The sequence below is a fragment of the Geobacillus stearothermophilus ATCC 12980 genome, from assembly GCF_030369615.1.
Classification (GTDB): Bacteria; Bacillota; Bacilli; order Bacillales; family Anoxybacillaceae; genus Geobacillus; species Geobacillus stearothermophilus.
In genome coordinates, this window is the sequence record NZ_CP128494.1 from 2,432,638 (window position 1) to 2,455,878 (window position 23,241).

Here is a 23,241-nt window from a genome sequence, read left to right on the forward strand (position 1 = left end):
AATTAACGGAAAAACATGTAAAAGAGCTTGCGAAAGGTAACTATTCACCCCAATAGTGGTATGTAAAGAAGCGCAACACAAATAGGGCATCCCCGTGGTGGAAAATGCCCTAAGTGGTAGAAAGCACACGATCGAGCGTGTCGCCTGCCAACAGAAGACATAACGAATCCCACACGTTTTTTTCGTGTTTCGTCAGTGTGGAAACGATGCTTCTTGTGATGCAAAAAGACTGGGCGAATGTTTCTTCGCGAAACGTACCCGAAATGTTCTCTTTGACTTTAACCATGCGAAGATCGCGTTCGGCTTGGTTGTTGTCAAAGGGAACATGTACTTCACGTAAGAAACGCAGCGCTTCTTCCTTTCGTTTTTGAAGGCGTCGAACAAAAGCGAGTGCTTTTTTCGGAAGAGGCGTCATCGTTTCTAATCGGTGTTGTGCTCTTTCTAGGATGCGATCATACACTCGTTCCCACCGTCTCGCTTCTTCTTCGGAAAGTGCACCGTGATGGGCTTCGACGGCTTGCTTGGCGGCTAACAGAAACGTGGTCATGCGCATCGCCCACGTATGCCCCTGTTCGATGAATCCTTTTAACTCACGCAAATGGTGGGCATGACAAAGGGCATGGGTGGCATGTGTGTATTTCGGATACGTACCGAACGCATCGTGCATCATCGTCCCTTCATATCGGGGAAGAATCCCGATATCATCGGTCGCTTTTTTTCCACGAGAAGCGTGAGGAGCCAAGTATGTATATCTCGATGTACACGCGACATGCACCCATGCGAGTTTCCCATTGATGCGCAAACTCGTTTCATCGACATGCAGGATGTTGGATTCAAGTAAGGCGTCTTCGATGATGTCCATATTTGATTCCAGCGCTTTGCGTCCTCGTTTCACCATATTGGCAAGAGTTCCCGTACTAATCGAGTGTTGATATAACGCTTCGATTGTATCACTTAAACGCTTGTACGGGATCAATTGGATATGATGTAAATAAACAACGAGCGCCGTGAGCCGTGGACCGTATTGCACATGATTCGTGACATGGGCTGGGAATTCGGCTTGTTGAACACATCGACAATGTGGACACGATTTCACTTCACGTTCATGTTGTGTCACCTCGATCGCCACAGGAGGGACATCAAACACTTGACGGATATCGACTTTGAACGGTTTGACTTCACGCAAAGAAGCCCCACATCCTTGACACGTATGCACATGGTGGACGATGCGATGATGTGGATGTTCCACTTGACGGAGCGTCGTTCCTTGATGTCCTTCTTGTCCGCCTGGCTTGTTGCCAGATGGTTGACGAGAAGAACGTGTGTTGGCAAAACGGTCAGAAGATGGGGGCCAATGGCTATTGGAGCTGTTTTTTTTCGTGCGTGCTTCCAGCTCTTGAACACGGTACTTCAGTTGTTCATTTTCTTTGCGTAGTTGTTTGTTTTCGTGACGCAAATGTTCATTTTCTTGAACGAGTTGATGAATGAGCTGTTTTTGTTGTTGAACTTTGCCGATTAAGCTCTCAACTGTAAATACAGCTTGTTGTACCATCAACATGCGATTCACCTCCTTGTCTATCAATATCCACATCATAGACAGGAAATACAAAAAATATTCAGCTCACTTTATGATGTGGCTGAATAGTTACCTCTCGGTAAAAAGCGGCCAAGCGGGCTCCCAAATCTCGTTTGTCGTGCATCAGCGGCACCAACCCTTGTGAAAAATGCGGTTTTACTTTTATATATTCGCCGCTTTCGTAAATGAAAAGATAAAAAAACCGGTGCCATTCGCCGGTTGAATGCGACAGAAACAGGAAGCCGCTTTTCGCTGTATTATTTTTGCACAACCATTTTCATCCCGCACTGGCAAAGCAATGAATGTTTCAGCCGCCGAATAGGCTGGCGGCATTGTTCACAAATCATCGGCTTGTTCATCGATCTTTCTCCCCTTTGCACTCCTTCTACATTCTATTATACACACTTTTCGTTTATAGTAAATATAAATTAAAAATTATTATCAAATGATAGTGCGGGTGATTTGGTTCCTCTTCCCATTTGTGCTACACTAATAGTGTTAATATTCTAACAAATAACAAAGGGAGGATGCACGATGTACGACATCGCCATCATCGGCGCCGGGCCTGCAGGGGCAAGCGCCGCCATTTTCGCCGTCAAAGCCGGGAAGAGAACGGTCTTGTTTGACAGCGACAAAGGCATGACAAAGCGCGCTTGGGTGGAAAACCATTACGGCGTTCCGCAAATCAGCGGCCCGGAATTGGTGGAAACCGGGAAAAAGCAAGCCGCAAAATTCGGAGCAGAATTGGTGGAAGCACAAGTGACGGATGTGCAAAAAACAGACGGGGGATTCCGTCTCGAAACAGAAGCTGGATCCTATGAAGCGAAACACGTTATCTTCGCCACCGGTTTGGCGACCGATTTAGCGGAAAAAATCGGCCTGCGCACCAAACCGGGTACGGAGCCGCGCATTAAAACGGTGCTTGACGTCGACGCCAACGGCAAGACGAACATCGACGGCATTTAGGCGGCCGGGACGGTCGCTGGCGTCAGCGTCCATACGATCATCACAGCAGGCGACGGTGCGAAAGTCGCCATCAACGTCATCAGCGAGCTGAACGGCGAACGGTACGTCGATCACGATGTATTGAAAAAATAACAACGAAGGTGTCCCAAACAGCGGGACACCTTTTCTAAATAGCGCCATGGAAACGGCCGAGATGCAAGATGACGGGCCTGAAACGTCTGTCGCGTCGTCCCCGCATGACAATAGCGGCCCCGATTCATCCAAGGACGCTTATTGTCCAATGCTCCAGTACTTCCCTTCAAAAAACAAGAGCGGGTCGCCCGGTTCGTCTTTCATCAAAATATCAGTCACTTCCCCAAAGTAAAGCGTATGATCGCCGGCCACGTACGTGCTGTGGACGTTGCATAAAATATTCGCCAACGCCTCCGGCAAAATCGGATGGCCGTTCACCCAATCGAACGAAACAGGGCGTTCTTCTTTCAGCTGGCCAGCAAACAAGCGCGACAACTCCTCTTGATCACGCCGCAAAATGTTGACGGCAAATTTCCCCGTTTGCTTGACAATGTCATGCATTCGCGCTTTATGGCCAATGGAGACGACCACCAGCTTTGGGTCGAGCGAAACGGACATAAACGCGTTCGCCGTCATCCCTTTCGCTTCCCCTTGAAATTCGGTCGTCACGACCGTCACGCCGGTTGCGAATTTCCCCATCGCGTTGCGGAATGTGCGGTCATCCATACGTTTCTCCCATCCTTCCCTTTTCGTCATCTATATAGATGCAACAAAGAAGTTTAACATATCCTTGACAGAAAAGTGGTTTGCCCATTTTCGACTGTCGAAGGCAAGCGTGTGGCTTGCCTCCGTCACGCCTTAGCGTGACGGAAGACCGAACAACGACTCGCTTCACAGACCCATTCATGGGTCTTTAAGCGGCGTTGTTCGGTCACTCGACAGTCGGATGCAATGACCGGCAAAGACGAAAAATGTTAAAGCTTTAAATTGCATCTATATAGCCATATTCTATCCTATTCGTTGGCTAACGCCAACCGACATTCATCTCCCACCTACTCACTGGGTTACACCCTTCGCGTTCCTTGAGGTGGGAGACTTCTTTCGGAAATCCGTTAAAATCAGCTCTTCTCTCACAACAGAAAACACCGATTGAGCGAAAATCATGGTTTTTCACCAGCCTTCTAGATGAGCGCCTGCCTTTCGGTTTGTTCAAATCAGACTTTTATGACGCCGTTTTCTGCGTCCGTTCCCGTCTTCCGGCTACATATTGAATGGCAAACATGGCAGCAAATAAGACCAATCCAACGATATCGCTGATTTTTTCTGGATAAATCAGCAGCAATCCTGTCACAACCGCCATGGCGCGTTCAAGAATGTTGAGTTTCCGGTACCAAAAGCCGATCATTCCCGCGCTGATGGCGAGCATGCCGATAAATGCCGAGAATACGACCCAAATCAAATACGGAACGGTCGTGTCAATCATGAGCAAGGCCGGTGAAAGCACGAACATGTACGGGATGATAAACGCCGAAATGGCGAGTTTCGTGGCGATGAACCCGGTCCGCAGCGGGCTTCCTCCGGAAATGCCGGCGGCCGCAAACGCCGCCAACGCCACCGGCGGTGTAATGTCGGCGACAATGCCAAAGTAAAACACGAACAAATGCGCAGCCAGCTCCGGCACGCCGGATGCGATGATCGCCGGCGCCGCGATCGTCGAAGTGATGACGTAGTTGGCCGTTGTTGGCGAACCCATGCCGAGAATGAGCGAAGTCAGCATCGTGAAAAAGAGCGTCAACAGCAAAACGCCGTTTGACAAATCGATCAAGCCGTTTGCCATTTTCAATCCAAGGCCGGTTTTCGTCACGACTCCGACGATGATGCCGGCTGCGGCGGTCGCCGCCGCCACGGACAGCGCGCTTCTCGCCCCGTCGACTAGCGCGTCAATGATGTCGCGCCACCCCAGCCGCGTTTCCTTTTTTAAGCCGCTGACGACAATGATCGCCACGATCGACCAGAGCGCCGCCCGCATCACGCTCATCCCGCTCATCAGCAGCAAAATGACAACGATGATCGGAACGAGCAAGTAGATTTTTCCGAGCACTTCTTTCCGGTTCGGCATTTCTTCCTCTGTCAACCCGCGCAGCCCGATTCGCTTCGCTTCAAAGTGCGTCATCATCCAAATGCCGGCAAAATATAGAATCGCTGGAATCGCCGCTGCTTTTGCGATCTCCCAATACGAAATGCCGCCGATAAACTCCACCATCAAAAACGCCGCCGCTCCCATGACCGGGGGCATGAGCTGGCCGCCGGTGGACGATGTCGCCTCCACAGCGCCGGCAAACTCTTTTCCATATCCGAGACGTTTCATCATCGGAATCGTAAACGCCCCGGACGTCACGACGTTCGCCACCGAGCTGCCGCTGATCGTTCCTTGCAGCGCGCTTGAGAACACCGCCACCTTCGCCGGACCGCCGATTCGCTTCCCGGCGACAACGAGCGCCAAGTCATTAAAATACTCCCCGACACCCGTTTTCACTAAGAAGGCGCCAAACAACAAGAAGACGAAAATGTATGTCGCTGACACGTACAGCGGCGTGCCGAAAATGCCTTCCGTCGTAAAAAACATCGTTTTGACGAGCCCTTCCAAATCAACGCCCCGATGAGCCAAAAATCCCGGCATATACGGCCCGAAATACGCATATAGCAAAAATAGCGAGGCGATGATCGTAATCGGCAGCCCGACCGCCCGCCTCGTCGCCTCAAGCACAAGCAGCACGGCGACCAAACCGACCGTAAAGTCAAGCGGCGTCATAATGCCGATGCGTTGGACGATGTCATCGAGCATCAGCGGCAAATATGCACCGACCCCGATCGACAACAGCGACAAAAGGATATTCACGATGCCGACGTCGGCGCGATGAAGATGTTTTTTCCGCGCCGGAAACAATAAAAAGATAAGCGACAAGGCAAACCCTAAATGGATCGACAATAAAATTTGTTTTGGAATCGTTTGAAAAATCGAAGCATATAACTGAAAGAGTGAAAATGAAAGCAGCCCGAAAAAGGCAATCCAGCCAAGCGGCCCTTTCAATTTGCGCGTCGCTGCTTCCGGATCATATTTTTCCAGCAATTGTTGCTGCTCCTCTGCGGATAGCTGTTCAAACTTCTCAGTCAAACAAGTTCACTCCCTTCCAGCATTGAACCAATGATAGTCGTGTCACCTTGATGCGGACAATGGAGCCGGGAGGGATGACTGTTTTTAATGTCACCATCTTCCCTTCATAAACGACGCGATGGTTGGCGACAACCCTCCCAATGCTCAACAAGATGGATGGAAATTTGCGCTCCATGCCGGTAATATAGTATTTTCCATTCCGAAGCGTAAATATCTCCCCTGGCGCCGCGTTCGCCGGCATCCCGACCGCCGTATCCTCATAGGTGAGAGCGATTTGTTCAATCGTCCCGTCAGCCAACACCTTATACGTTTCCTCGACATCTGAACGGTGGATCGAATGCGTATAGCGAATCGCGAACGTATCCCCTTGAGAAATCGGGATATACGCAGCGACCCGGCCATCCTTTTCAAACGCCAGCACCTGGCGGAAAGGAAGGAAGAAGACTGCAACCGCCAGAAGTGCACTGACCGCTGCGAACCATTTTCGCATCAGCCGCCCCCCTTCGTGGCCGGCGAAAATAAGGAAGGGCTGGCGCCATGAACCCGGCCAGTCCTTCCCGTGACACCGTTATTCCGCTTTAACTCCTTTTTCATCAAAGTATTTCTTCGCCCCCGGGTGAAGCTCGATCGACATGCCATCCAGCGCATTTTCCAGCTTGATTTGCTGGGCTTTGGCATGTTTGACCTTATCCAAGTTTTCAAAAATCGCTTTCGTCACGTTGTAGACCGTGTCTTCCGGCAAATCCGCCCGAGCGACGAGCATCGCGCGCACGGCGACCGTCGGAACGGTTTCCGCTAGCTTATACGTCCCTTGAGGCACTTCATCTTTCGCATAGTACGGGTATTTTTCAATCAGCGCATTGATTTTGTCTTCAGCGATCGGCACAATCACAACGTCTTCCGTCGCTGACAAGCCTTCCACCGCTCCCGTCGGCGTTCCCGCCGTAATAAAGGCGGCATCAATCGTGCCATCTTGGATGCCGGAGACGGAATCATCAAACGACAAGTTGCGCACTTCAATATCATCAAACGTAATGCCGTGAACTTCCAAAATTTGCTCCGCATTTGCCCGCGTCCCCGAGCCCGCTTCCCCGACAGAAACGACTTTCCCTTTTAAATCCTCAACGGACTTAATGCCCGATTTTTTCGTGGTGACAATTTGAATCGTTTCCGGGTAAAGGGTCGCGATCCCTTTCACGCTTTCAATTTTCTCTTTAAACATTAATTTTCCTTCCGTCGCGTATGTCGCGATGTCAGTTTGCGCAAATGCAATTTCCGCATCGCCCGCATCCAAAATCGCCATGTTTTCCGCCGATGCCCCCGAAGTGATGGCATTGGCGTCGATGCCCGTTTCATCTTTGATAATATCGGCAAAGGCCCCGCCAAGCGGATAATACGTTCCGCCTGTCCCGCCAGTGGCAATGCTGAGGAATTTCACGTCGCCGCCTTGCTTCCCGTCGGCCCCTTCTTGCTCTGTCCCTCCATTGCCGTTACCGTTTCCACAAGCACCAAGCAACAGCGACAGAGAAAGAACAGTCATTGCGCGCGCAAACCACTTTCGCTTCTTCATCGTCATCATCTCCTTTGCTATTTTCGATTTCCCTTTATGACTGTAGATGAGCAAAATCACTAACATAAATTTACATCGAAACAAAAAAGGAGACATGAACCCGATTCCTTGGTTAGAATAGATGTGCTACCAAACCATTCACAAGGAGGTTCATGTCTAATGAATAGATTAGCACATCATCAAGGAATTCACAAGTTTTTCACGATGTTGGGGTTGGCCCTTTATTTTTCAAAACCTGTTATGAAGCATCTCGTTCATATCGTGGATGTGATGATCACGTAGGGCTTTTCGGGAAAACAGCTCCATGTGGCATAAAGGGTACCCTGTTTGTTTCTTTTTACATGGTAATTATTGTTATGAAAATTGCTCATCTACAGTTTATGATTTATGATTATATTGCACCGAACATATTTTCACAACCATCATATTATTTCCTTAGTTCTGTTTTTCTATTAATCATGCAGAACGGCAGGGAAAACCCCACACTTTCCGACCAAACCGTGGTTGCAGAAGGAAGCAAAGTTCAAGTTTTGCAAAGCTTCCCTATTTGACAAAATCCGGATTTCACCCCGCATTCCCTCATAAATCATCAGTTCGTTATCACTAAACAACAGATAACCGGCCGGCTGTCCGCCGGCCATCACGACTGTCTCATCATGCATGATCAACACTCCTGTACTTCCCTTCAAAAAAATTGTTGCTCACAACGGCGCCCGTATACGGTTTGAACTCGACAAGCCCTTCCGCTTCAAGCTGGCGGATCGCCGACCGCGACGTGGACAACTTGCACTTCCGTATAGAAATCAAAGCTGTAATGCCCGCCTTCGCGGCCGATGCCGCTGTATTTCGTCCCACCAAACGGGATGCGCAAATTGCGGACGTTCGGTGAATTGACCCACGCCATCCCGCTTTCGATCGCTTGGGCGACGCGGTGGCCGCGCTTCATGTCGTTCGTCCAGACGTACGCCGCCAATCCGTACTTCACATCGTTCGCCAACCGAATGGCCTCTTCTTCACTCGTGAAAGACATGACGGCCATGACCGGTCCGAAAATTTCTTCCTGCGCCACTTTCATATCGTTGCGGCAGTTAAGCAATAATGTCGGGGGCACAAAGTTGCCGCGCTCCAGCCCTTTCGGAACGCCCGGGGCATAGACGTCCGCCCCTTCCTGTTTGGCGTTCTCAATATAGCGGTTCACCAGCTCCCAATGATCGCGATGAATGAGCGGTCCCAGTTCGGTCGCGGGGTTCATCGGATCGCCGACTTCGTCATGGCTGACGATCCATGGGCTGAGCGGCATCGCCTGGTCGCGGTTTTTGACGCGGAAATTCGGCCGGTAATAATTTTCTAAGTAATCGCGGACTGCGTAATCGTTGGCAATGGTGTAGCCGGAAATGTAGTCGTACGCCTGTTCCGCCCTCACCCGGCGGGCCGAGCGGCCGATCACCACCGCAAGCTCGCATTCGTAATGCATCATGTTCACCCCCTCCGGGCGTGACGGAAATGCCGTGCGTGCCGCTTTCAATATGCCAATCGATGAGCGCGGCAAGCGCCGCAAAATCCACGTTTCCTTCCTCATCAAACGGCGTGTTGCCGGCGCAATGGAAGACCGGCCAAACCGCGTTATACATGCGCGATTTTGCGGATTGGCCGCTTCTCCTTCTCCACCGGGTGCACGGCGCCGGACAGTACGAGCGGGTCATCGAGGAATGCCGCCGCCATGGCTTTGAACCGAACGTTCTATGCGAATGCCCGGACGCGACCATATTGCTCTCCCTTGTCGCCCAAGGCCTCGGGGCCACCATTGTGCCGCAATCCACTGTAGCCTTGTTTCGCCTCCCCGGCATCAAGGTGCTGGAGATCATCGACTCTTCGATGACAGCGGAAGCCGCCGCCATCCTCGACCGACAACGGTATTTACCAAAAAGCGCCTGAACATTCCTCGACGTGCTCCAAACCGCTGCGGCCCGCGCCGCCGGCGGACAACATGAAGAAAGATAGCGATTCCTCCAATCATGGACGCTCAAGTGAAGGGAAAAAACAACATTGGCGTCATCTCTTCGTTGCGCCGCCCTTTTTGTTCAACGACCGGCTTTCCAAAAAAAAAATCAGGCGCCGTTGGGCGCCTCATCACAACCCTGCCGACCGCTGCAGCCGCTTGGCGATTTCCAAAAAATCTTCGGCCGAAATCCCGGGAGCGAATTCTTCCGGCACTTCGTCCAAATCGGGGATCGCCCCCCCTTGGGGCGCTCCTTCGACCACCTCGAGCGGCTGGCCGTCGCTTGGATGGGTTCCTTTCCAAATGCGGCCGATTTCTTTGTAATAGCGATCGCTGAACGTATAAAGTCGGCGGTGGACGCCTTGATCCTCATACTTTCTCGCCGCATCGAACACGCGGTTATCGAGGTTCGGGATTGGCAGAAGCTTCGTCACATCAACGCCCGTCGCCACTTCCAACGCCTTGGCGTACGCCAAAACATGAACTCCCCCGCGCACAAGCAAGTAGCCGATCATCTCGCGGGCGGTAGGGTGGTCCGTCATTTCATAGACGCGCATTTTATGCGTGCGCGCTCCGCATTCCAGGAAAAAGTTGTGAAGCAAATCCAAAATCAAGTTGCCGCTGTTGAACACGTACTCCCCCGTCCACGCCTTCCCCATCGAATCGCCGGGAAACGCCGTCTGCGCCGTCGCGATAAAATGATACGTATTGCGCTTGTCTTTCGCATCCTTCATCGGCGCTGTATCCGGATCACCTGGATGGGTGGAGCCGGTCAAGCAAAGGTTGATCGCATTGGACACGAGCTCGACATGGCCAAACTCTTCGGCGGTGATGCTCGCCACCAACTCGTAAAACGGGCGCAGCTTCTTTTTTTGCCGAAAATTGAATGACTGAAACAAATAATTGTTTAACGTCGACATTTCTCCGAAACGGCCGCCAAGCAGCTCCTGGACAGCGGCAGCCGCATTGGGGTCCGCGTATTTGGGCTCCGGCAATTCAATCGCCAGCCGGTCGATCCGCTGAAATACCACGATTCTCTTCCTCCTTTTCCATTAATCGCTGAGGCGAACAGACACCACTTGCGCCAAGCGGATGTAATAAACCGCCTGATGCGCTGAGATGACGATATGGTCCGGCTTCACATCCCTCACCGTTCCTTGGATCGAACCGCGGACGGTTTCCACTACCACTTCTTTGCCGTTCAAAGCTTGGAAAGCGTGGTACACATACGGGTCAACCAGGGCAATGAGCTGCGGTGACGAAGCATGGGACACGTAGGGCTGGTTCATTCTCATTTCCTCCCTTTTGATGCGTTGAAGAAGATTCCCTTTTATCCATATGCCGCCCCATGCAGAACAATGACAAAAAAACCCAACGTCGAGAAAAGAAAGCGGCCTGATGCTCAAGGACATTCAAGCCGCTTCCAAAGATGTTTACGCCGCTAGAAAGCGGCGAATGCTCGGAATCTTTTGCACCACAAAACGGTCAAACAGCCAAAAAACGGTGAGCAATCGGCGAAAATGGTGTGAAATGAAACGGCCGGACAGACTAGTCCGCCTCGTCATCCAATCAACCCAAGACGTAGCGCTTTTGCCACCGCTTCCGTCCGATTTTTGGCGCGAAGCTTCCTTTTGCCAAGCGCTTCGCCGATCCGCTTCCATTCCCGGTTCAATTCCGCCGCATACCTATGCAAGATGTCGGCCGCTTCATGAAGCAAACGAAGCAAATGATCATTTCATTCCTTCGACATCCACATCCTCCCCCCGCATCCCCGCTAGTGATCGACTACTTTGATCATCTACTTTCTTAATTCGATGGGTCAATTCCTTCTTTTACCCGTCACGGTTGTCCAACAGCACTAAAAAAATCCGACAAACATAGGGATGTAATGGAATGCATAATTATCATAAAATTTAAACATATTTAATGAAGCGCTTACAGGTCTGATCATTCAAAAAAGGGGGAGGAGAAACGCCATGGAAATGGCAACAAAACCGGTCATCAACGCAATCTGTTTCAAAATATGTTACATCTTCAAAAACAACGTACAATGCAAGGTAAAAACGCGGTGCAAAATCCGCGCAAAATTCTTGCAAATTCGATGGGCTTCTTTCGGATTCTTGAAAAAGCAAAAACGACCGCAAACACGGCCGTATCAAGAGGTTCACTATTTTTAATCCGAAACAGCAACATGTTGGAAATGGAGACGGTGGGAGTCGAACCCACGTCCAGAGGCATCGCCACTTAAGCATCTACGAGCGTAGTCGGTATATTTCGCTTCGCCGTCCGTTCCGCCTACCGACAGGCCTCCCGGCGGCTAGCCTGGTTCATCTCTTCCCTCATCCTCAGGCGGCGGATTTGGGCGTAGCCCGCTTCATATGAGCCCCTCGAACGCCACGCGGGCGATGGCGGGAGGAGCTAGCTGCAGCAATTAGGCAGCTAAAGCGTAGTTTTGTTTGCCAGTTATCTTTAGGTGACGTTTTTACGAGGACGTCCCCCTCGGCTCGCCGCTTAAGCTCGACCTACCCCTGTCGAATCCGGATCGTCCCCGCGGTGCGAAGAGATCGGAACAGCTTAAGCATCGGATAACTGGCTGTTGCACTTTTTATTATACCATGACGCGGTGCATTTTCAATGGGAATGTTTTCAATCTCGCCAAAAAACAGGCTCTTCTCCGAATGTTGTGCCGGATGATTGAGAACACGGCTTCTTGGCACTTGCCAAGAAAAATCAGCCCATCCCATTTTCCGTACACGGCGACGCAAGAAATGCCCCCGCTTGCCGCGATGAACCAAACATCCCTCCGCCGTTCCCAAACCGGCAATGCCCGCCAAAAGCCCGATGTTTCAGGCTCCCGCCCTCGACAAATGCCCGCTCGGCGGCTTGCCTCTCTACAGTTTTTGCCGCTCGCGGAACGCCCGCTCGATTTCGCGCTGCGCTTCTTTCCGCTTCATGTCTTCCCGTTTGTCGTATTTTTTCTTCCCTTTGGCCACCCCGAGCTCCACTTTGGCAAAGCCGTTTTTAATGTACAGTTTGAGCGGAACGAGCGTATACCCTTGCTCTTTCGTGTAGCCGATCAGCTTGTTGATTTCGCGGCGGTGCAAAAGGAGCTTTCTCGTCCGCAGCGGATCATGGTTGTAGCGGTTGCCTTGTTCATACGGGCTGATATGCATGTTATGGAGAAACACTTCCCCTTTTTCCACTTTGGCGAACGAATCTTTCAAGTTCACCCGGCCGTTGCGGATCGATTTGATTTCCGTCCCTTGCAAAACGAGGCCGGCTTCATACGTTTCTTCGATGAAATAGTCGTGGTGCGCTTTTTTGTTTTGGGCGATCACTTTTCCTTCGCCTTTCGGCATCCGTTTTCCCCCTCCTCATTGTAGCGTTTCTTATTTTACCAAAAACGAAAAAGAAGGAAAAGCCGCCCGTTCGGCTTTTCCTCACCGTTTTTTCTTTTTCTTCTTTTTCGCCTTCGCGCTGCGGTTTGAGCCGCTTTGCGCTTTCGGCTCCGCCTTCGCTTTTCCTTTCTTTTGCTTTTTCCCTTCAATGACGACCGGAGCGGCTTTCGCTTTCGGCGGACGGCGTCCCTTCATGCCGACGACTTCAAAATCGACGATCCGTTCGTCTTTGTTCACGTTGATGACGCGGACGGTGATTTCATCGCCGATGCGGTACATTTTCCCGGTCCGTTCGCCGATCAATGCGTAGTGGCGTTCGTCATAGCGGTAATAGTCGTCCGTTAAGTAGCTGACGTGCACCAAGCCTTCGATCGTGTTCGGCAGCTCAACGAACAAGCCGAAGTTCGTCACCGAGCTGATGATGCCGTCAAACTCCATCCCGATTTTGTCTTCCATAAACTCGGTTTTCTTCAGATCGTCCGTCTCCCGCTCCGCCTCAACGGCGCGCCGCTCCATATCGGAAGCGTGTTCCGCAATTTCAGGCAGCTTTTCCGCCCATTTTTGCTGGGTGTCAAGATCCATCTGGCCGTTAATGAGATACGTCCGGATCAACCGATGGACGATCAAATCCGGGTAGCGGCGGATCGGCGACGTAAAATGGGTGTAAAACTCAGTCGACAGGCCGTAATGGCCGAGGCTCTCGGCGTCATAGCGCGCCTGCTTCATCGACCGAAGCATGACGGTCGAGATCACCATTTCTTCCGGCTCGCCGCGCACCGCTTCGAGAATTTGTTGCAAAGCGCGCGGATGGATTTGGTTGCCCGTTCCTTTCACGACATAGCCGAAGTTCGTGATGAACTCTAAAAAGCGTTGCAGTTTTTCCGGCTTCGGATCCTCGTGAACACGGTAAATAAATGGCACGTTCAACCAATGGAAATGCTCAGCGACCGTTTCGTTCGCCGCCAGCATAAACTCTTCAATCAACCGCTCAGCGACCGACCGCTCGCGCAAGACGACATCGTACGGCTTGCCGTTTTCATCGACAAGCACCTTCGCCTCCTTAAAATCAAAATCAATCGCCCCGCGCTTCATCCGCTTCGCCCGCAAAATGTCGGCAAGCTCAGCCATCAACTCAAACATCGGCACAAGCGGCGCATATTTTTCCCGCAAGGCTTCGTCTTTGTCAACGAGAATTTTATTGACATCGGAATACGTCATCCGTTCCGCCGTGCGGATGACGCTTTGGAAAATGTCATGGCGGACGACTTCTCCTTGCGAGGTGATTTCCATTTCGCACGACAGCGTCAGCCGATCGACTTTCGGGTTGAGCGAGCAAATGCCGTTCGACAGCCGATGCGGGATCATCGGGATGACGCGGTCAACCAAATAAACGCTCGTGCCGCGCTCATACGCCTCGCGGTCAATAGGCGAGCCTTCCTCAACATAGTAGCTGACATCGGCGATATGAACGCCGAGCTTATAGTTGCCGTTTTCAAGCTTTGTCACGGTGACGGCATCGTCCAAATCCTTCGCATCTTCCCCGTCGATCGTGACGATCATCTCGCCGCGCAAATCGCGGCGCCCTTCCAAGTCTTTCTCCGTAATGACATCCGGCACCCGGTTGGCGTGCTCGATCACGTCTTCTGGAAATTGAAGCGGAAGGCCGTATTTATAGATGATCGCCAAAATGTCGACGCCCGGGTCGTTTTTATGGCCGAGAATTTGGACGACTTCCCCTTCAGCGCTCATTCGTCCTTCCGGGTACGAGGTGAGCCGGGCGACGACTTTATGCCCTTCGACCGCGCCGTTCGCCGCGTTTTTCGGAATGAAAATGTCGTTGACGATCCGCTTGTCATCCGGGATGACAAAGCCGAAATATTTGCTTTCCGTGTACGTGCCGACGACTTCTTTCACCCCGCGCTCCACAATGCGGACGATCGTTCCTTCGCGGCGCGCCCCCGATGAATCGGCTTGGACGCGCACAAGCACCGTGTCGCCATGCATCGCGTTTTTCAGTTCGGACGGCGGGATGAAAATATCATCCAGTCCCGGCTCCTCCGGTGTGACAAACGCGAATCCTTTCGGGTGGCCAATCACCTTGCCGCGCACGAGATTCATCCGCTCGGGCACACCGTAGCGGTTGCTGCGCGTCCGGACGACGAGTCCTTCCTCTTCCAGGGCGACAAGCGTTTTGACAAACTCCTTGAATCCATCGGCATCCTCGATGCCAAACGCTTCTTCCAACTCTTCGACCGTCATCGGCTTATACGCCTCATCGCGCATAAACGTTAAGATGCGTTCGGCCAACACATGATCCATTGTCCATCCCCTCCTTTCTCCATTACCAATCTAACGATTCAAGAAATGCATAAATATCTTCATGCAGCTGATCTTTTTCTTGATCAAGCGTAATCACATGGCCTGATTGCTCATACCACTTGATTTGTTTGACCGGCGATTCAATTTCGTTATAAATGATGTTCGCGCTGTCCGGGTTGATCATCTCATCATGGCGCGCCTGCACAACAAACGTCGGGGCATAAATCAAATCAAGATGGTCACGCACATCGGCGATCAGCTCCTGCAGCGCCTTTAACGTCTTCATCGGCGTCTGCTTGAACTTCTCCATCTCCTGTTCGATCTGCTCCTCTGATTTTCCTTCCCGCTTTTTATACTCGCGCGCATACTCGAGCACGCCTTCGTACATCGTTTCCTCGCTTTTGATGTACATCGGCGCGCACATCGTCACAATGCCCTCTATAGGTACAGTGTAACCTAATTTCAATGAAAATACGCCTCCAAGCGACAGTCCGGCGACGGCGATTTTTTCGTAGCCCTTGTTTTTCAAAAACTCGTAGCCGTTCATGACATCTTGCCACCAGTCATCCGGCCCGGTGTGGACGAGCTCCTCAGGCGGCACGCCGTGTCCTTTGTAAATAGGCGCATGGCACGTATAGCCTTTGGATTCTAAAAAACGCCCGAGCATCCGAACATCAGCGGAATTGCCGGTAAACCCATGCAACAGCAGCACCGCCCGCTCCCCGGCTTCAAAGAAAAACGGCTTCGGCGGAACAATTTTCATCATTCGTTCTCCTTCCTTTCTTGCTGAAATAGAAAAGGCAGCCCGCTTCTCTTTGGACCGCCCCCGTTTTTTGCTTATGATGGTTGGACATAAACAACAAGAATCGCCAACACAAAGAACAAAACGGCCAACACAACCGTCACGCGCTGAAACACCGCATCGAGCCCGCGTGCTTTCTGCTTCCCGAACAATTTCTCGGCGCCGCCGGTAATCGCCCCCGACAGCCCGGCGCTGCGGCCCGACTGCAACAAGACCACCGCGATCAGCGCGATCGACACAATGACAAGCAGCGTCACAAGCAAGGCATGCATGCCTGACACCTCCAACGACCGACATTGCAATACTTTCACTATACCATAGATCGCCGTTGGCGGCAACTGGCGGGCCTGTCTCAACACGACGAAAGGCACAAATTCACTTTTCCGTGAAAATCCCCACCACTTGGTGAGTGCGGTATACGCTCCTGATCCGTGAGGGTATACTGAAAATGGCCAAAAAAGGCAATAGGAAAGCAGAGGTGCCCGATTTTAGGCATCTCGTATAACCTGTCTGCCTTTTGGCTAGACTAAATAAGTTGTGGTTGGCGGAACGGCTCTTTGCGGGAGATCATGCAAAAGATGATCACCAACATCCGCCGAGCAATGGCGATGAGGGCTTTTTTCTTCCCGCACCGGGCCGCCAACGACCAAAACTTTCGGGACAAGGGATGCGTCTTGGATCGAGCTGCTGACCATGCCGCCTCGCATAACGCCGATCGGAGATGGGGATTGCCTTTTGTCGTGCGCGTGCTCTTTCGCTTTCCGGCGCTTTCATGGTTGCCGGGGGACAATCCAGTCCATGAAGCCGCCCGTTCCGGCGTTTCAAAGACGCTCATGTCGGTTCCCATCTCGGCGATGATGACGGCGGCGGTTTGTTTTTTCACTCCGGGCATGGTCATCAGCAGGTTCACTTCCTCGCGATACGGCTCGAGCAGGCGGTCGATGTGTTGGTCGACTTCTTCGATGAGCCGCTCCAATTCCTCAACGTGTTTCCACAAGAGGCGAAGGAGACGGAGCTCGTGTTCGGTCAAGGTGCCGAGCAGCGAATCGTACACCGCTTGCTTTTTCTTTTTGAGCCTTCCGCGCAGGCATTCATCCAACTCGTCCTTGTCCACGTATCCCTTCTCCAGCAGCCGGGCGAGGATGTCTTTTCCGGAAACGCCGAAGAGATCGGAGAGGACCGAGCCGAGTTTGACATTGGAAGACTCGAGCACTTTTTGAATCCGGTTTTTCTCCGAAGTCAGCTGTCCGACCCACTTTTTGCGGAGGCGGGTAAAATCCCGCAATTCGCGAATATCCGCTGGGGGGACGAAACTTTTTTCAACGAGTCCATGGCGGAGCAGCTTGGCGATCCACTCGGCGTCAGAGACATCGGTTTTTCTTCCCGGGACATTTTTGATCCGCTGCGGATTGGCCAGTGTCAAGTCGACATAGCCCTCGAGGAAGGCGAAGACCGGTTTCCAATACACGCCGGTGGATTCCATGGCGACATGGGTGACGCCATGTTCTTCGAGCCACTCAAGCAGGTCGCCAAGTCCCTTCGAGAACGTGGAGAAGGTTTGAATGTCCTTTTGAATGTGTCCATCTTCTTCCCATAGCGCGCAGGCGACGATGGTTTCGGCATGAACATCCAATCCTGCGCAGCGAGGATAGATGACATCCATGATGAAAATCCTCCTTTTCGATGATCGAGTGCGCAAACAGTGAATCCACGGGAGACATGCGGCAGTTTTCCGTTCGTCGTCACCTTTCCTCTATCACAGGAAAGGGCGGACAATGGGTGGTGCACCCAGTGGATTCAAACACTTTTCCGTACAGGGTCTAAGCCACCATTAAGCATAACGTCCTGTTAAACTGTTTGCGCCTATTCTTCATTATGGGAAGAAAAGGGGGATTTTCATCCCTGGGTGGAGGGCAAACCATTGCCCATGGATCTTTTCCGTGAAACATTTTTGTGAAACATTAGATTGGAAAGCCCCTCATCTAAAAGTTTTAAAAAAATACAAGCCAGAAGATGCTCAAATGGAGGAAATCGATGAAATCATTGACGAATGCCTGGCAAAAATCGCAACGTATCTGACCTGATCTGATCGGCCTGGAGGCAACGGAAGAATGGAACGGTGTTGAAGGAAAGACTGCGTTTCCTGTCTTTGCAAGACAGCTGAATCGGAGGGCGGGGGCCAAAAAAATTCCCTGCCTCTACCCCTTTGCATAGATGGGGGAACGTTTCATCCTCCATCTGCTTGACGCTCCATGCCTCGGGCGCGGTATGATCATTGTCGTCCGCAGCCGAAATGCGTTACAATAGAAAGCAAATCGGCAACGACTGGAGGGACTTCAATGGCAAGACCGGACGAACGAGTCGTCATCGCGATTGACGGCTATCAATTCAAACGGGCGCGCGAGGCAAAGGAAGGGAAAATTTTCGTCACCTCGCCGATCGGGGCGAACTTTACGTTTGACATCAACGTCATGCGCAAGCTCATCGAGGCCATCGACCGCGACCCGGCGCTCGCGGAACAGTTCGGGCTTCCTTCCCGAGGGGCGAACGAATAAAAAGGAACGGCGGTTGGCCGTTCCTTTGTTGGTTTAGCGGAGAGAGGCCGAAGCTCCATTTTTTCCGCAGACGGCGGTGCTCCCTCACGAATCAAATCTTCTAGCGTCCTTGCCATGCCGCCCGCTCGCGGCCGAACGGGTCGTCCTCGACATGGCTGGCGGCCGAAAAGACAAAGGCCGCCTTGCGCTCGTTCGTATACGCCGGCCACGCTTCCGGCAAGTGAGCACCGTTCGGGTCTCCGGTGCGGGCAAACGAGAGCCAAGCGTAATGCATTTCATTGGCGATCGCCTCGCGCTCCGGCCGGTTGCCGACGAAATTCGCGACGCCCGGCTGATGGAGATTGTGAAACACAAACGGCAGCTCGAGCGCGTGGCATGCTTTCAGCTGGCCGCCGAACACCGGCGTCTCATAGTCAAAGCGGTACATGTACACATCCGCCCCTTGCGCCGCTTGGGCGTCCGCCGTCCGCAGCATCCCCTCGACAAATACGCGGTACGTCATGATGCGAAGCCACGTTTGCCAAGTAGGCGCCGACGGCTCCGCCGTTTCTTTGTAATAGCGGATGGCCTCTTCTGGCACCGGCCCGACTTCCCGGTTGATTCGGTCAAGAAGTTCCTTTTCGCCAAGCTTTGTCCATGACGGATCCGTCAAGGTAAACAAGTTGTACTCGTCTTTCGTCACGCCGATGAGAATCGGAATGCCGCTGGCCGCCCCGTAGCGGAGCGCTTCGATCGGATGGCGGCGCAATACGCGGCCATCCACCACCGGACCGTACATGACCCCTGGACCGAGCGACAGCGCCGCCCGCAGCAGCTCCTCGGCAGGAATCGACAACAGCCGTTCGCGGTCGCCCGGACGGATGCCAGCCTTATCAAGAATGCGTTCGGTCATCGCCATCGCGGTCTCCGGCGAACGGAGAAGAAGCGATCCCGAACCGCTTTGCAACATGGCGCGCCGAAACAGCCCGCTGGCCTCCGGAAGCGACAACAGCACGCCGACGCTCGCCGCTCCGGCCGATTCACCGAAAATCGTGATGTTGTCCGGATCACCACCAAACGCCGCAATGTTCTCCTTCACCCAGCGCAGCGCCGCCACTTGGTCCAAAATGCCGAGATTCCCGGCTTGCGCGTACGCTTCGCCGAACGAATCACCGAGATGCAAAAAGCCAAACACGTTCATTCGGTAGTTGATCGTCACGACAACGACATCGCCGTGTTTCGCGAACGCCGTCCCGTCATACCACGGCGAAGAACCCGAACCGAACAAAAAGGCGCCGCCGTGAATCCAAAACAACACCGGGCGCTTCTTCCCATCCGCCGCCGGCGACCAAATGTTCAAGTACAGCCCGTCTTCGCTCGGCGCCTCGCTCATCCGCCCGAGCAATCCGCTGAAAATCGGATCCGACGGCTGCATCACGACAGGACCGAACGATGTCGCCTCCCGCACCCCATCCCACGCATCGGGCGGCTCCGGCGGCAAAAACCGGCGCTCACCGACCGGCGCTTTCGCGTACGGAATTCCTTTCCAAACAAAAACGCCTTCATTCATTTCCCCGCGCAACCGTCCGTACCTTGTTTCAACAACGGTTCGCTCCATCCCCATACCTCCTGAATATTCAAATGATTCAAGAAATATTATAAACCACCACCCCTCCCACGTCCATCGTTTTGCACCCGCATGAGAGGTGCTCATGCTGCTTCGAAAAGAGAGATGCCTCGCCCATGTACAAAAGTAAAGATAGCCGCAGCCGAAGCAGTGAACACCATGAAGGAGATGATTCGAGGCGCGATCACGCCAAAAACATTTTGTTTAAGTCACTCCATGCATGGTATCAAACTCAAGCCCCCAATGTATACGGATTTCCCGGACTGCCGCCAATGCCAGCGCGCCGGTTCACAATGTTGCCCCATGCGTCATACTCGTATTGGACAACGACATTTCCGCTTGCGTCCGTCAATGCCACGACATCTCCATGACCGTTCAAATGATAGTAGTAAGTGGCTCCGCCTTTCGTCATCGTGACCGGGTGGCCCAATGCGTCCCATGTATATTCCGCTGTGATGATGTTGTTGGCGTCTGTTTCAGCCGATAAACTAAGAAATACGTATCATCCCCTAAAAACAGATCCATGATGCCAATCCTAGCATCATGGATGCTCATTAGTTAAAGAAATGGACGATCCATTCCATATCTTCCAACTATAACACATAATAATCACATCGCTTTCGTTACACCATTCTCCTATGATTTGACGTTCTTCCTCCGTCAACTTCTCTAGGCATTAGCTCAATAACCGGCAAACGTAACGAACATTTCCGTGTTTCTTGCCCCCCTTTGTCCACATATTTGCGACAACGTTCTAACACATCGGTAAACAGCTGAATGACATGAAAATAATCCACCACATGTGTCGTCTCTGGGCAAACCCCTTGAATCGCTTTTTTCATCGCTTGGGACCCAATCGCTCACGACACACATGAGTCCATGCACGTCCAATGGCTTCCTGTTCTTTCCTGCTTCACTGGCATACACTTCTCCCGGCATCCATGATCGCCACTCCGTAGTCATGCCCTTTTCGAAAAGCAAACTCATTTTCACGAAAAGCCCTTGGAACGAGGAAAGGCTGTTTGAGAAGCTTCAAGAACGGGTTCTTCCCCAGATCGAACGCCTGGCCAAACGGACCCCAATCAGCCCCTTTTCCTTTCGATGGATGATACGATTTGCCAAAAAACGAAGCCTTCGTCACGGGCAACGCACGTCATTCAAGGATGTGATTGTCATGACTCCCATAAAGATCATCAAATGGTCTGGGGGCATTCGCTCGTTTGGCTGATGGTGCACACCTTCACGCAAGCGTTTCCGTTCGCGTTCCACTTGTATGACAAAAAGGTGGAAACCAGCAAAATGGACCTGGCAATCGAGATGCTTTCCTTGTTCAAAGGGAAACGGGCTCGTCCGATGTATGTGCTTATGGATTCATGGTATCCGTCCAAGGAACTCATCGAAGCCTGCCTGAAACAGGGATTCCATGTCATCGCCATGCTCAAGACGAACCGGATTCTTGATCCGAAAGGCATCGCCATCCAAACCAAGTCGTTGGCCCGCTATATCAAGCCTCAAGCCCCCGCCTCGTCACGGTGGGTCAGGAGCGTTACCGCGTGTATCGCTATGAGGGGTCGATCCATGGCCTCGATGACGCGGTGGTGCTGCTGGCTTAGAAGGCGGATCAGCCGATGACTCCGGACCATCTCCGTGTCTTCTTGAGCACCGATCGGGAGCTTAGCGACGAAGACATCTCGCGTTACGATGCCCAGCGTTGAACGAGCGAATGCGCTTTCCAGCAGGCGAAAGAGCAACTGAAGCTAGATGGATACCGCGTTCGCCATGTTCGGGCGGTGAAACGGTATGGGGCAGTGGTGCTTTAGCCTGCGTGTACAGCATTGCCGAATCCCAACAAACCCTTTCCGCTGGGCTGGAGTTGCTTCGATCGCGGAAAGGCCACAGCATCGTCGAGTTCATTGATAACGCTGCGAAGCAAGATATTCCCATTGATGCGATCAAAAAACAGCTCCATGTCGCCTAAGGAGTACCCTGTTTACCTCTTATGACATGGAAATTATTATAATGAAAAATACTCATCTACAGATAAAAAAACTATTTAAAACATTTCTATATTTTGTTAAAATTATATAAAAGATTTTGTTCAATCCATTTTCCAGTAAAAGGTGAAAGTGTAAATGAAGAAAATAATTCTTCCTGTAATTTTATTTATCAATCTTGTTTTTATAGTGGGTTACCTCATAGATACCGGGTTCCCCTTCGGTTCTTTATGGCTGGTATGGCTACCCTTTTTCGTTGCTGGTATCATCCTGTCCATTATGTTTCTAGTTCGTTATAGAAAGGAATCCAATGCCAACCTATTTTTATCGCTTGCTGTCTTGTTAAGTAGCCTTAGTTCTTTAGGTCTTTGGAGTTTTTATTATTATTTAGCCCGTGTTATGGGAGGATAAGAGCACGAAAAGAGAAGGTTGGAATAGACCTTCTCTTTTCATAAAAACATTTAGAAAATGCTACCTAATTTTCCTTGCGAGCACAATAATCCAAACTCGGCAACCATCCACCAGTCCGGATCATAAGTAGCGTATGCACAGAGATATCATTCGTAATCGCAACCATCGTCTCCTTTCCCAAAATTAGCCCAACAACGATCGTGAGCTTGGCAGCATCGGTCTAATGCGTTAATTGGTGTTCCACTTCTACACTTAGCTCCAAAGTAATTTTGGTAACAATATTTTTCATTACCAGAACCATAGGAAACTAAGCATCCCTCATACCAGGCTTCGGGTGCGATTTCACCTTCCATTATTTTATCAGTCCCCATTGGTTTTTTAAGCTCTTCTACAAACAAGAAGTAAGAAGCTTCAAAAGGAATTTCAACTTATCTCTAGGAGCCCGGTGATTTACTTAGCAACGAGGTAAAACCTATATTTTCTCAAATTCAGAAACCTTGATAAAACGTGCTTTTGTTTCTCATTCAGCTTCGTCGATTTCTCAAGTATCCTCGTTTTTCACCGGCCTTCTAGAGACAAAGATGTGATTGTTTAAGTATGAGAGTGAAATCATGGGAAATATTTGCAAGAAAATTAAAAAATATAATCAAATCAAAATTGATCTTCTCAAAATAGTTAAGTGTATTGATTGTTGTACGGAAGATGAAAAAGAACTTTACCAGAACAAAGAAGTGACAAGCTTGTTGCCCAAATGATTCGCCGATTTGTTTGAAATCCCTAAGACCCAATATTCAATCACTGTGTATGTAATGGGTGTAATATGGGAAAACGATTGCCTTCTTTTTGTCTCCACCGCCC

18 protein-coding genes, 1 other RNA gene and 8 pseudogenes are annotated in these 23,241 nt (G+C 51.4%); 6 read left to right on the forward strand and 21 right to left on the reverse strand.

Annotation, left to right across the window (positions count from 1 at the left end):
- Nucleotides 1-109: 109 nt before the first annotated feature.
- Nucleotides 110-1,558, reverse strand: a complete 1,449-nt coding sequence (gene tnpC, locus QSJ10_RS13310; RefSeq protein WP_289493436.1) for an IS66 family transposase — start codon at nucleotides 1,556-1,558, stop codon at nucleotides 110-112.
- Nucleotides 1,559-2,110: 552 nt separating this feature from the next.
- On the opposite strand from tnpC, the pseudogene QSJ10_RS13315 reads away from it, so the two are divergent.
- Nucleotides 2,111-2,674 (forward strand): annotated as a pseudogene (locus tag QSJ10_RS13315) (FAD-dependent oxidoreductase).
- Between the two features lie 138 nt (nucleotides 2,675-2,812).
- Here QSJ10_RS13315 and QSJ10_RS13320 read toward each other — a convergent pair.
- From QSJ10_RS13320 to QSJ10_RS13335, 4 genes are all read right to left on the reverse strand, one after another.
- A complete protein-coding gene (locus tag QSJ10_RS13320) occupies nucleotides 2,813-3,280 on the reverse strand; it encodes a flavin reductase family protein (protein ID WP_033015131.1) in 468 nt (155 codons plus the stop codon).
- Nucleotides 3,281-3,776: 496 nt separating this feature from the next.
- Nucleotides 3,777-5,729 carry a TRAP transporter permease gene (locus QSJ10_RS13325; RefSeq protein WP_033015129.1) on the reverse strand — a complete coding sequence of 651 codons (1,953 nt, stop codon included), beginning with the start codon at nucleotides 5,727-5,729 and terminating at the stop codon, nucleotides 3,777-3,779.
- Nucleotides 5,722-6,219, reverse strand: coding sequence for a DUF1850 domain-containing protein (locus QSJ10_RS13330; RefSeq protein ID WP_033015127.1), 498 nt, complete (start codon nucleotides 6,217-6,219; stop codon nucleotides 5,722-5,724). Before QSJ10_RS13330 ends, QSJ10_RS13325 begins: the two co-directional genes overlap by 8 nt.
- Before the next feature lie 78 nt (nucleotides 6,220-6,297).
- Entirely contained in the window at nucleotides 6,298-7,299 is a 1,002-nt protein-coding gene (locus QSJ10_RS13335; RefSeq protein WP_053532727.1) for a TAXI family TRAP transporter solute-binding subunit, read from the reverse strand.
- A gap of 159 nt (nucleotides 7,300-7,458) precedes the next feature.
- Between QSJ10_RS13335 and QSJ10_RS13340 the strand changes: the two are divergent.
- Nucleotides 7,459-7,578, forward strand: a pseudogene (locus QSJ10_RS13340) (IS701 family transposase); the annotation flags it as partial.
- Between the two features lie 173 nt (nucleotides 7,579-7,751).
- Here the strand turns inward: QSJ10_RS13340 and QSJ10_RS13345 are convergent.
- From QSJ10_RS13345 to QSJ10_RS13360, 4 genes and pseudogenes are all read right to left on the reverse strand, one after another.
- A complete protein-coding gene (locus QSJ10_RS13345; RefSeq protein ID WP_080729557.1) occupies nucleotides 7,752-7,961 on the reverse strand; it encodes a hypothetical protein in 210 nt (69 codons plus the stop codon).
- A gap of 86 nt (nucleotides 7,962-8,047) precedes the next feature.
- Nucleotides 8,048-8,563, reverse strand: a pseudogene (locus QSJ10_RS13350) (aldehyde dehydrogenase family protein); the annotation flags it as partial.
- A gap of 42 nt (nucleotides 8,564-8,605) precedes the next feature.
- Nucleotides 8,606-8,776: pseudogene (locus tag QSJ10_RS13355) on the reverse strand (fumarylacetoacetate hydrolase family protein); the annotation flags it as partial.
- Between the two features lie 49 nt (nucleotides 8,777-8,825).
- Nucleotides 8,826-8,930, reverse strand: a pseudogene (locus tag QSJ10_RS13360) (hypothetical protein); the annotation flags it as partial.
- Here QSJ10_RS13360 and QSJ10_RS13365 point away from each other — a divergent pair.
- Nucleotides 8,884-9,300, forward strand: a pseudogene (locus QSJ10_RS13365) (LysR family transcriptional regulator substrate-binding protein); the annotation flags it as partial. The pseudogenes QSJ10_RS13360 and QSJ10_RS13365 overlap by 47 nt on opposite strands.
- A gap of 129 nt (nucleotides 9,301-9,429) precedes the next feature.
- On the opposite strand, the gene QSJ10_RS13370 reads toward QSJ10_RS13365, so the two are convergent.
- The 9 genes from QSJ10_RS13370 to QSJ10_RS13410 all read right to left on the reverse strand — a co-directional run bounded on the left by QSJ10_RS13370 (nucleotide 9,430) and on the right by QSJ10_RS13410 (nucleotide 17,480).
- Nucleotides 9,430-10,329 carry a manganese catalase family protein gene (locus QSJ10_RS13370; protein WP_033015120.1) on the reverse strand — a complete coding sequence of 300 codons (900 nt, stop codon included), beginning with the start codon at nucleotides 10,327-10,329 and terminating at the stop codon, nucleotides 9,430-9,432.
- Nucleotides 10,330-10,350: 21 nt separating this feature from the next.
- The gene (locus QSJ10_RS13375; RefSeq protein WP_033015119.1) at nucleotides 10,351-10,587 is read right to left on the reverse strand and encodes a YuzF family protein; all 237 of its coding nucleotides are present in this window, start codon (nucleotides 10,585-10,587) and stop codon (nucleotides 10,351-10,353) included.
- Between the two features lie 272 nt (nucleotides 10,588-10,859).
- Nucleotides 10,860-11,024, reverse strand: coding sequence for a hypothetical protein (locus QSJ10_RS13380; protein WP_230581331.1), 165 nt, complete (start codon nucleotides 11,022-11,024; stop codon nucleotides 10,860-10,862).
- Nucleotides 11,025-11,496: 472 nt separating this feature from the next.
- Nucleotides 11,497-11,848, reverse strand: a transfer-messenger RNA (tmRNA) gene (gene ssrA / locus QSJ10_RS13385).
- 341 nt (nucleotides 11,849-12,189) lie between these two features.
- Nucleotides 12,190-12,657: an SsrA-binding protein SmpB gene (gene smpB / locus QSJ10_RS13390; RefSeq protein WP_013144268.1), complete on the reverse strand. Its 468-nt coding sequence runs from the start codon at nucleotides 12,655-12,657 to the stop codon at nucleotides 12,190-12,192.
- An 81-nt stretch (nucleotides 12,658-12,738) separates the two neighbouring features.
- A complete protein-coding gene (rnr, locus tag QSJ10_RS13395; protein ID WP_033015117.1) occupies nucleotides 12,739-15,015 on the reverse strand; it encodes a ribonuclease R in 2,277 nt (758 codons plus the stop codon).
- Nucleotides 15,016-15,037: 22 nt separating this feature from the next.
- Nucleotides 15,038-15,778, reverse strand: a complete 741-nt coding sequence (gene estA / locus QSJ10_RS13400) for a carboxylesterase (protein WP_033008930.1) — start codon at nucleotides 15,776-15,778, stop codon at nucleotides 15,038-15,040.
- A 74-nt stretch (nucleotides 15,779-15,852) separates the two neighbouring features.
- The gene (gene secG, locus QSJ10_RS13405) at nucleotides 15,853-16,089 is read right to left on the reverse strand and encodes a preprotein translocase subunit SecG (protein ID WP_033015116.1); all 237 of its coding nucleotides are present in this window, start codon (nucleotides 16,087-16,089) and stop codon (nucleotides 15,853-15,855) included.
- A 254-nt stretch (nucleotides 16,090-16,343) separates the two neighbouring features.
- A complete protein-coding gene (locus QSJ10_RS13410) occupies nucleotides 16,344-17,480 on the reverse strand; it encodes an IS110-like element ISGka2 family transposase (protein WP_064213609.1) in 1,137 nt (378 codons plus the stop codon).
- A 676-nt stretch (nucleotides 17,481-18,156) separates the two neighbouring features.
- Here QSJ10_RS13410 and QSJ10_RS13415 point away from each other — a divergent pair.
- Complete coding sequence (locus QSJ10_RS13415; RefSeq protein WP_033015115.1) at nucleotides 18,157-18,372, forward strand: hypothetical protein; 216 nt, start codon at nucleotides 18,157-18,159, stop codon at nucleotides 18,370-18,372.
- A 100-nt stretch (nucleotides 18,373-18,472) separates the two neighbouring features.
- On the opposite strand, the gene QSJ10_RS13420 is transcribed toward QSJ10_RS13415, so the two are convergent.
- The 3 genes and pseudogenes from QSJ10_RS13420 to QSJ10_RS13430 all read right to left on the reverse strand — a co-directional run.
- Nucleotides 18,473-19,969, reverse strand: coding sequence for a carboxylesterase/lipase family protein (locus QSJ10_RS13420; protein WP_033015113.1), 1,497 nt, complete (start codon nucleotides 19,967-19,969; stop codon nucleotides 18,473-18,475).
- A 241-nt stretch (nucleotides 19,970-20,210) separates the two neighbouring features.
- Nucleotides 20,211-20,390, reverse strand: coding sequence for an RHS domain-containing protein (locus tag QSJ10_RS13425; protein ID WP_121625796.1), 180 nt, complete (start codon nucleotides 20,388-20,390; stop codon nucleotides 20,211-20,213).
- Between the two features lie 183 nt (nucleotides 20,391-20,573).
- Nucleotides 20,574-20,984 (reverse strand): annotated as a pseudogene (locus QSJ10_RS13430) (transposase); the annotation flags it as partial.
- On the opposite strand from QSJ10_RS13430, the pseudogene QSJ10_RS13435 reads away from it, so the two are divergent.
- Nucleotides 20,967-21,956 (forward strand): annotated as a pseudogene (locus tag QSJ10_RS13435) (IS701 family transposase); the annotation flags it as partial. The pseudogenes QSJ10_RS13430 and QSJ10_RS13435 overlap by 18 nt on opposite strands.
- Nucleotides 21,957-22,110: 154 nt before the next feature.
- Complete coding sequence (locus tag QSJ10_RS13440) at nucleotides 22,111-22,383, forward strand: hypothetical protein (protein WP_029761341.1); 273 nt, start codon at nucleotides 22,111-22,113, stop codon at nucleotides 22,381-22,383.
- Nucleotides 22,384-23,241 lie beyond the last annotated feature (858 nt).

Bases quoted from the DNA above. Each gene is read 5' to 3' on its own strand.
- QSJ10_RS13415 (WP_033015115.1), top strand. From the start codon at position 18,157: ATGGCAAGACCGGACGAACGAGTCGTCATCGCGATTGACGGCTATCAA.
- QSJ10_RS13345 (WP_080729557.1), bottom strand. From the start codon at position 7,961: ATGCATGATGAGACAGTCGTGATGGCCGGCGGACAGCCGGCCGGTTAT.
- rnr (WP_033015117.1), bottom strand. From the start codon at position 15,015: ATGGATCATGTGTTGGCCGAACGCATCTTAACGTTTATGCGCGATGAG.
- estA (WP_033008930.1), bottom strand. From the start codon at position 15,778: ATGAAAATTGTTCCGCCGAAGCCGTTTTTCTTTGAAGCCGGGGAGCGG.
- secG (WP_033015116.1), bottom strand. From the start codon at position 16,089: ATGCATGCCTTGCTTGTGACGCTGCTTGTCATTGTGTCGATCGCGCTG.
- tnpC (WP_289493436.1), bottom strand. From the start codon at position 1,558: ATGTTGATGGTACAACAAGCTGTATTTACAGTTGAGAGCTTAATCGGC.
- QSJ10_RS13425 (WP_121625796.1), bottom strand. From the start codon at position 20,390: ATGACGAAAGGCGGAGCCACTTACTACTATCATTTGAACGGTCATGGA.
- QSJ10_RS13375 (WP_033015119.1), bottom strand. From the start codon at position 10,587: ATGAACCAGCCCTACGTGTCCCATGCTTCGTCACCGCAGCTCATTGCC.
- QSJ10_RS13320 (WP_033015131.1), bottom strand. From the start codon at position 3,280: ATGGATGACCGCACATTCCGCAACGCGATGGGGAAATTCGCAACCGGC.
- QSJ10_RS13410 (WP_064213609.1), bottom strand. From the start codon at position 17,480: ATGGATGTCATCTATCCTCGCTGCGCAGGATTGGATGTTCATGCCGAA.
- QSJ10_RS13440 (WP_029761341.1), top strand. From the start codon at position 22,111: ATGAAGAAAATAATTCTTCCTGTAATTTTATTTATCAATCTTGTTTTT.
- QSJ10_RS13335 (WP_053532727.1), bottom strand. From the start codon at position 7,299: ATGAAGAAGCGAAAGTGGTTTGCGCGCGCAATGACTGTTCTTTCTCTG.
- QSJ10_RS13330 (WP_033015127.1), bottom strand. From the start codon at position 6,219: ATGCGAAAATGGTTCGCAGCGGTCAGTGCACTTCTGGCGGTTGCAGTC.
- QSJ10_RS13420 (WP_033015113.1), bottom strand. From the start codon at position 19,969: ATGGAGCGAACCGTTGTTGAAACAAGGTACGGACGGTTGCGCGGGGAA.
- smpB (WP_013144268.1), bottom strand. From the start codon at position 12,657: ATGCCGAAAGGCGAAGGAAAAGTGATCGCCCAAAACAAAAAAGCGCAC.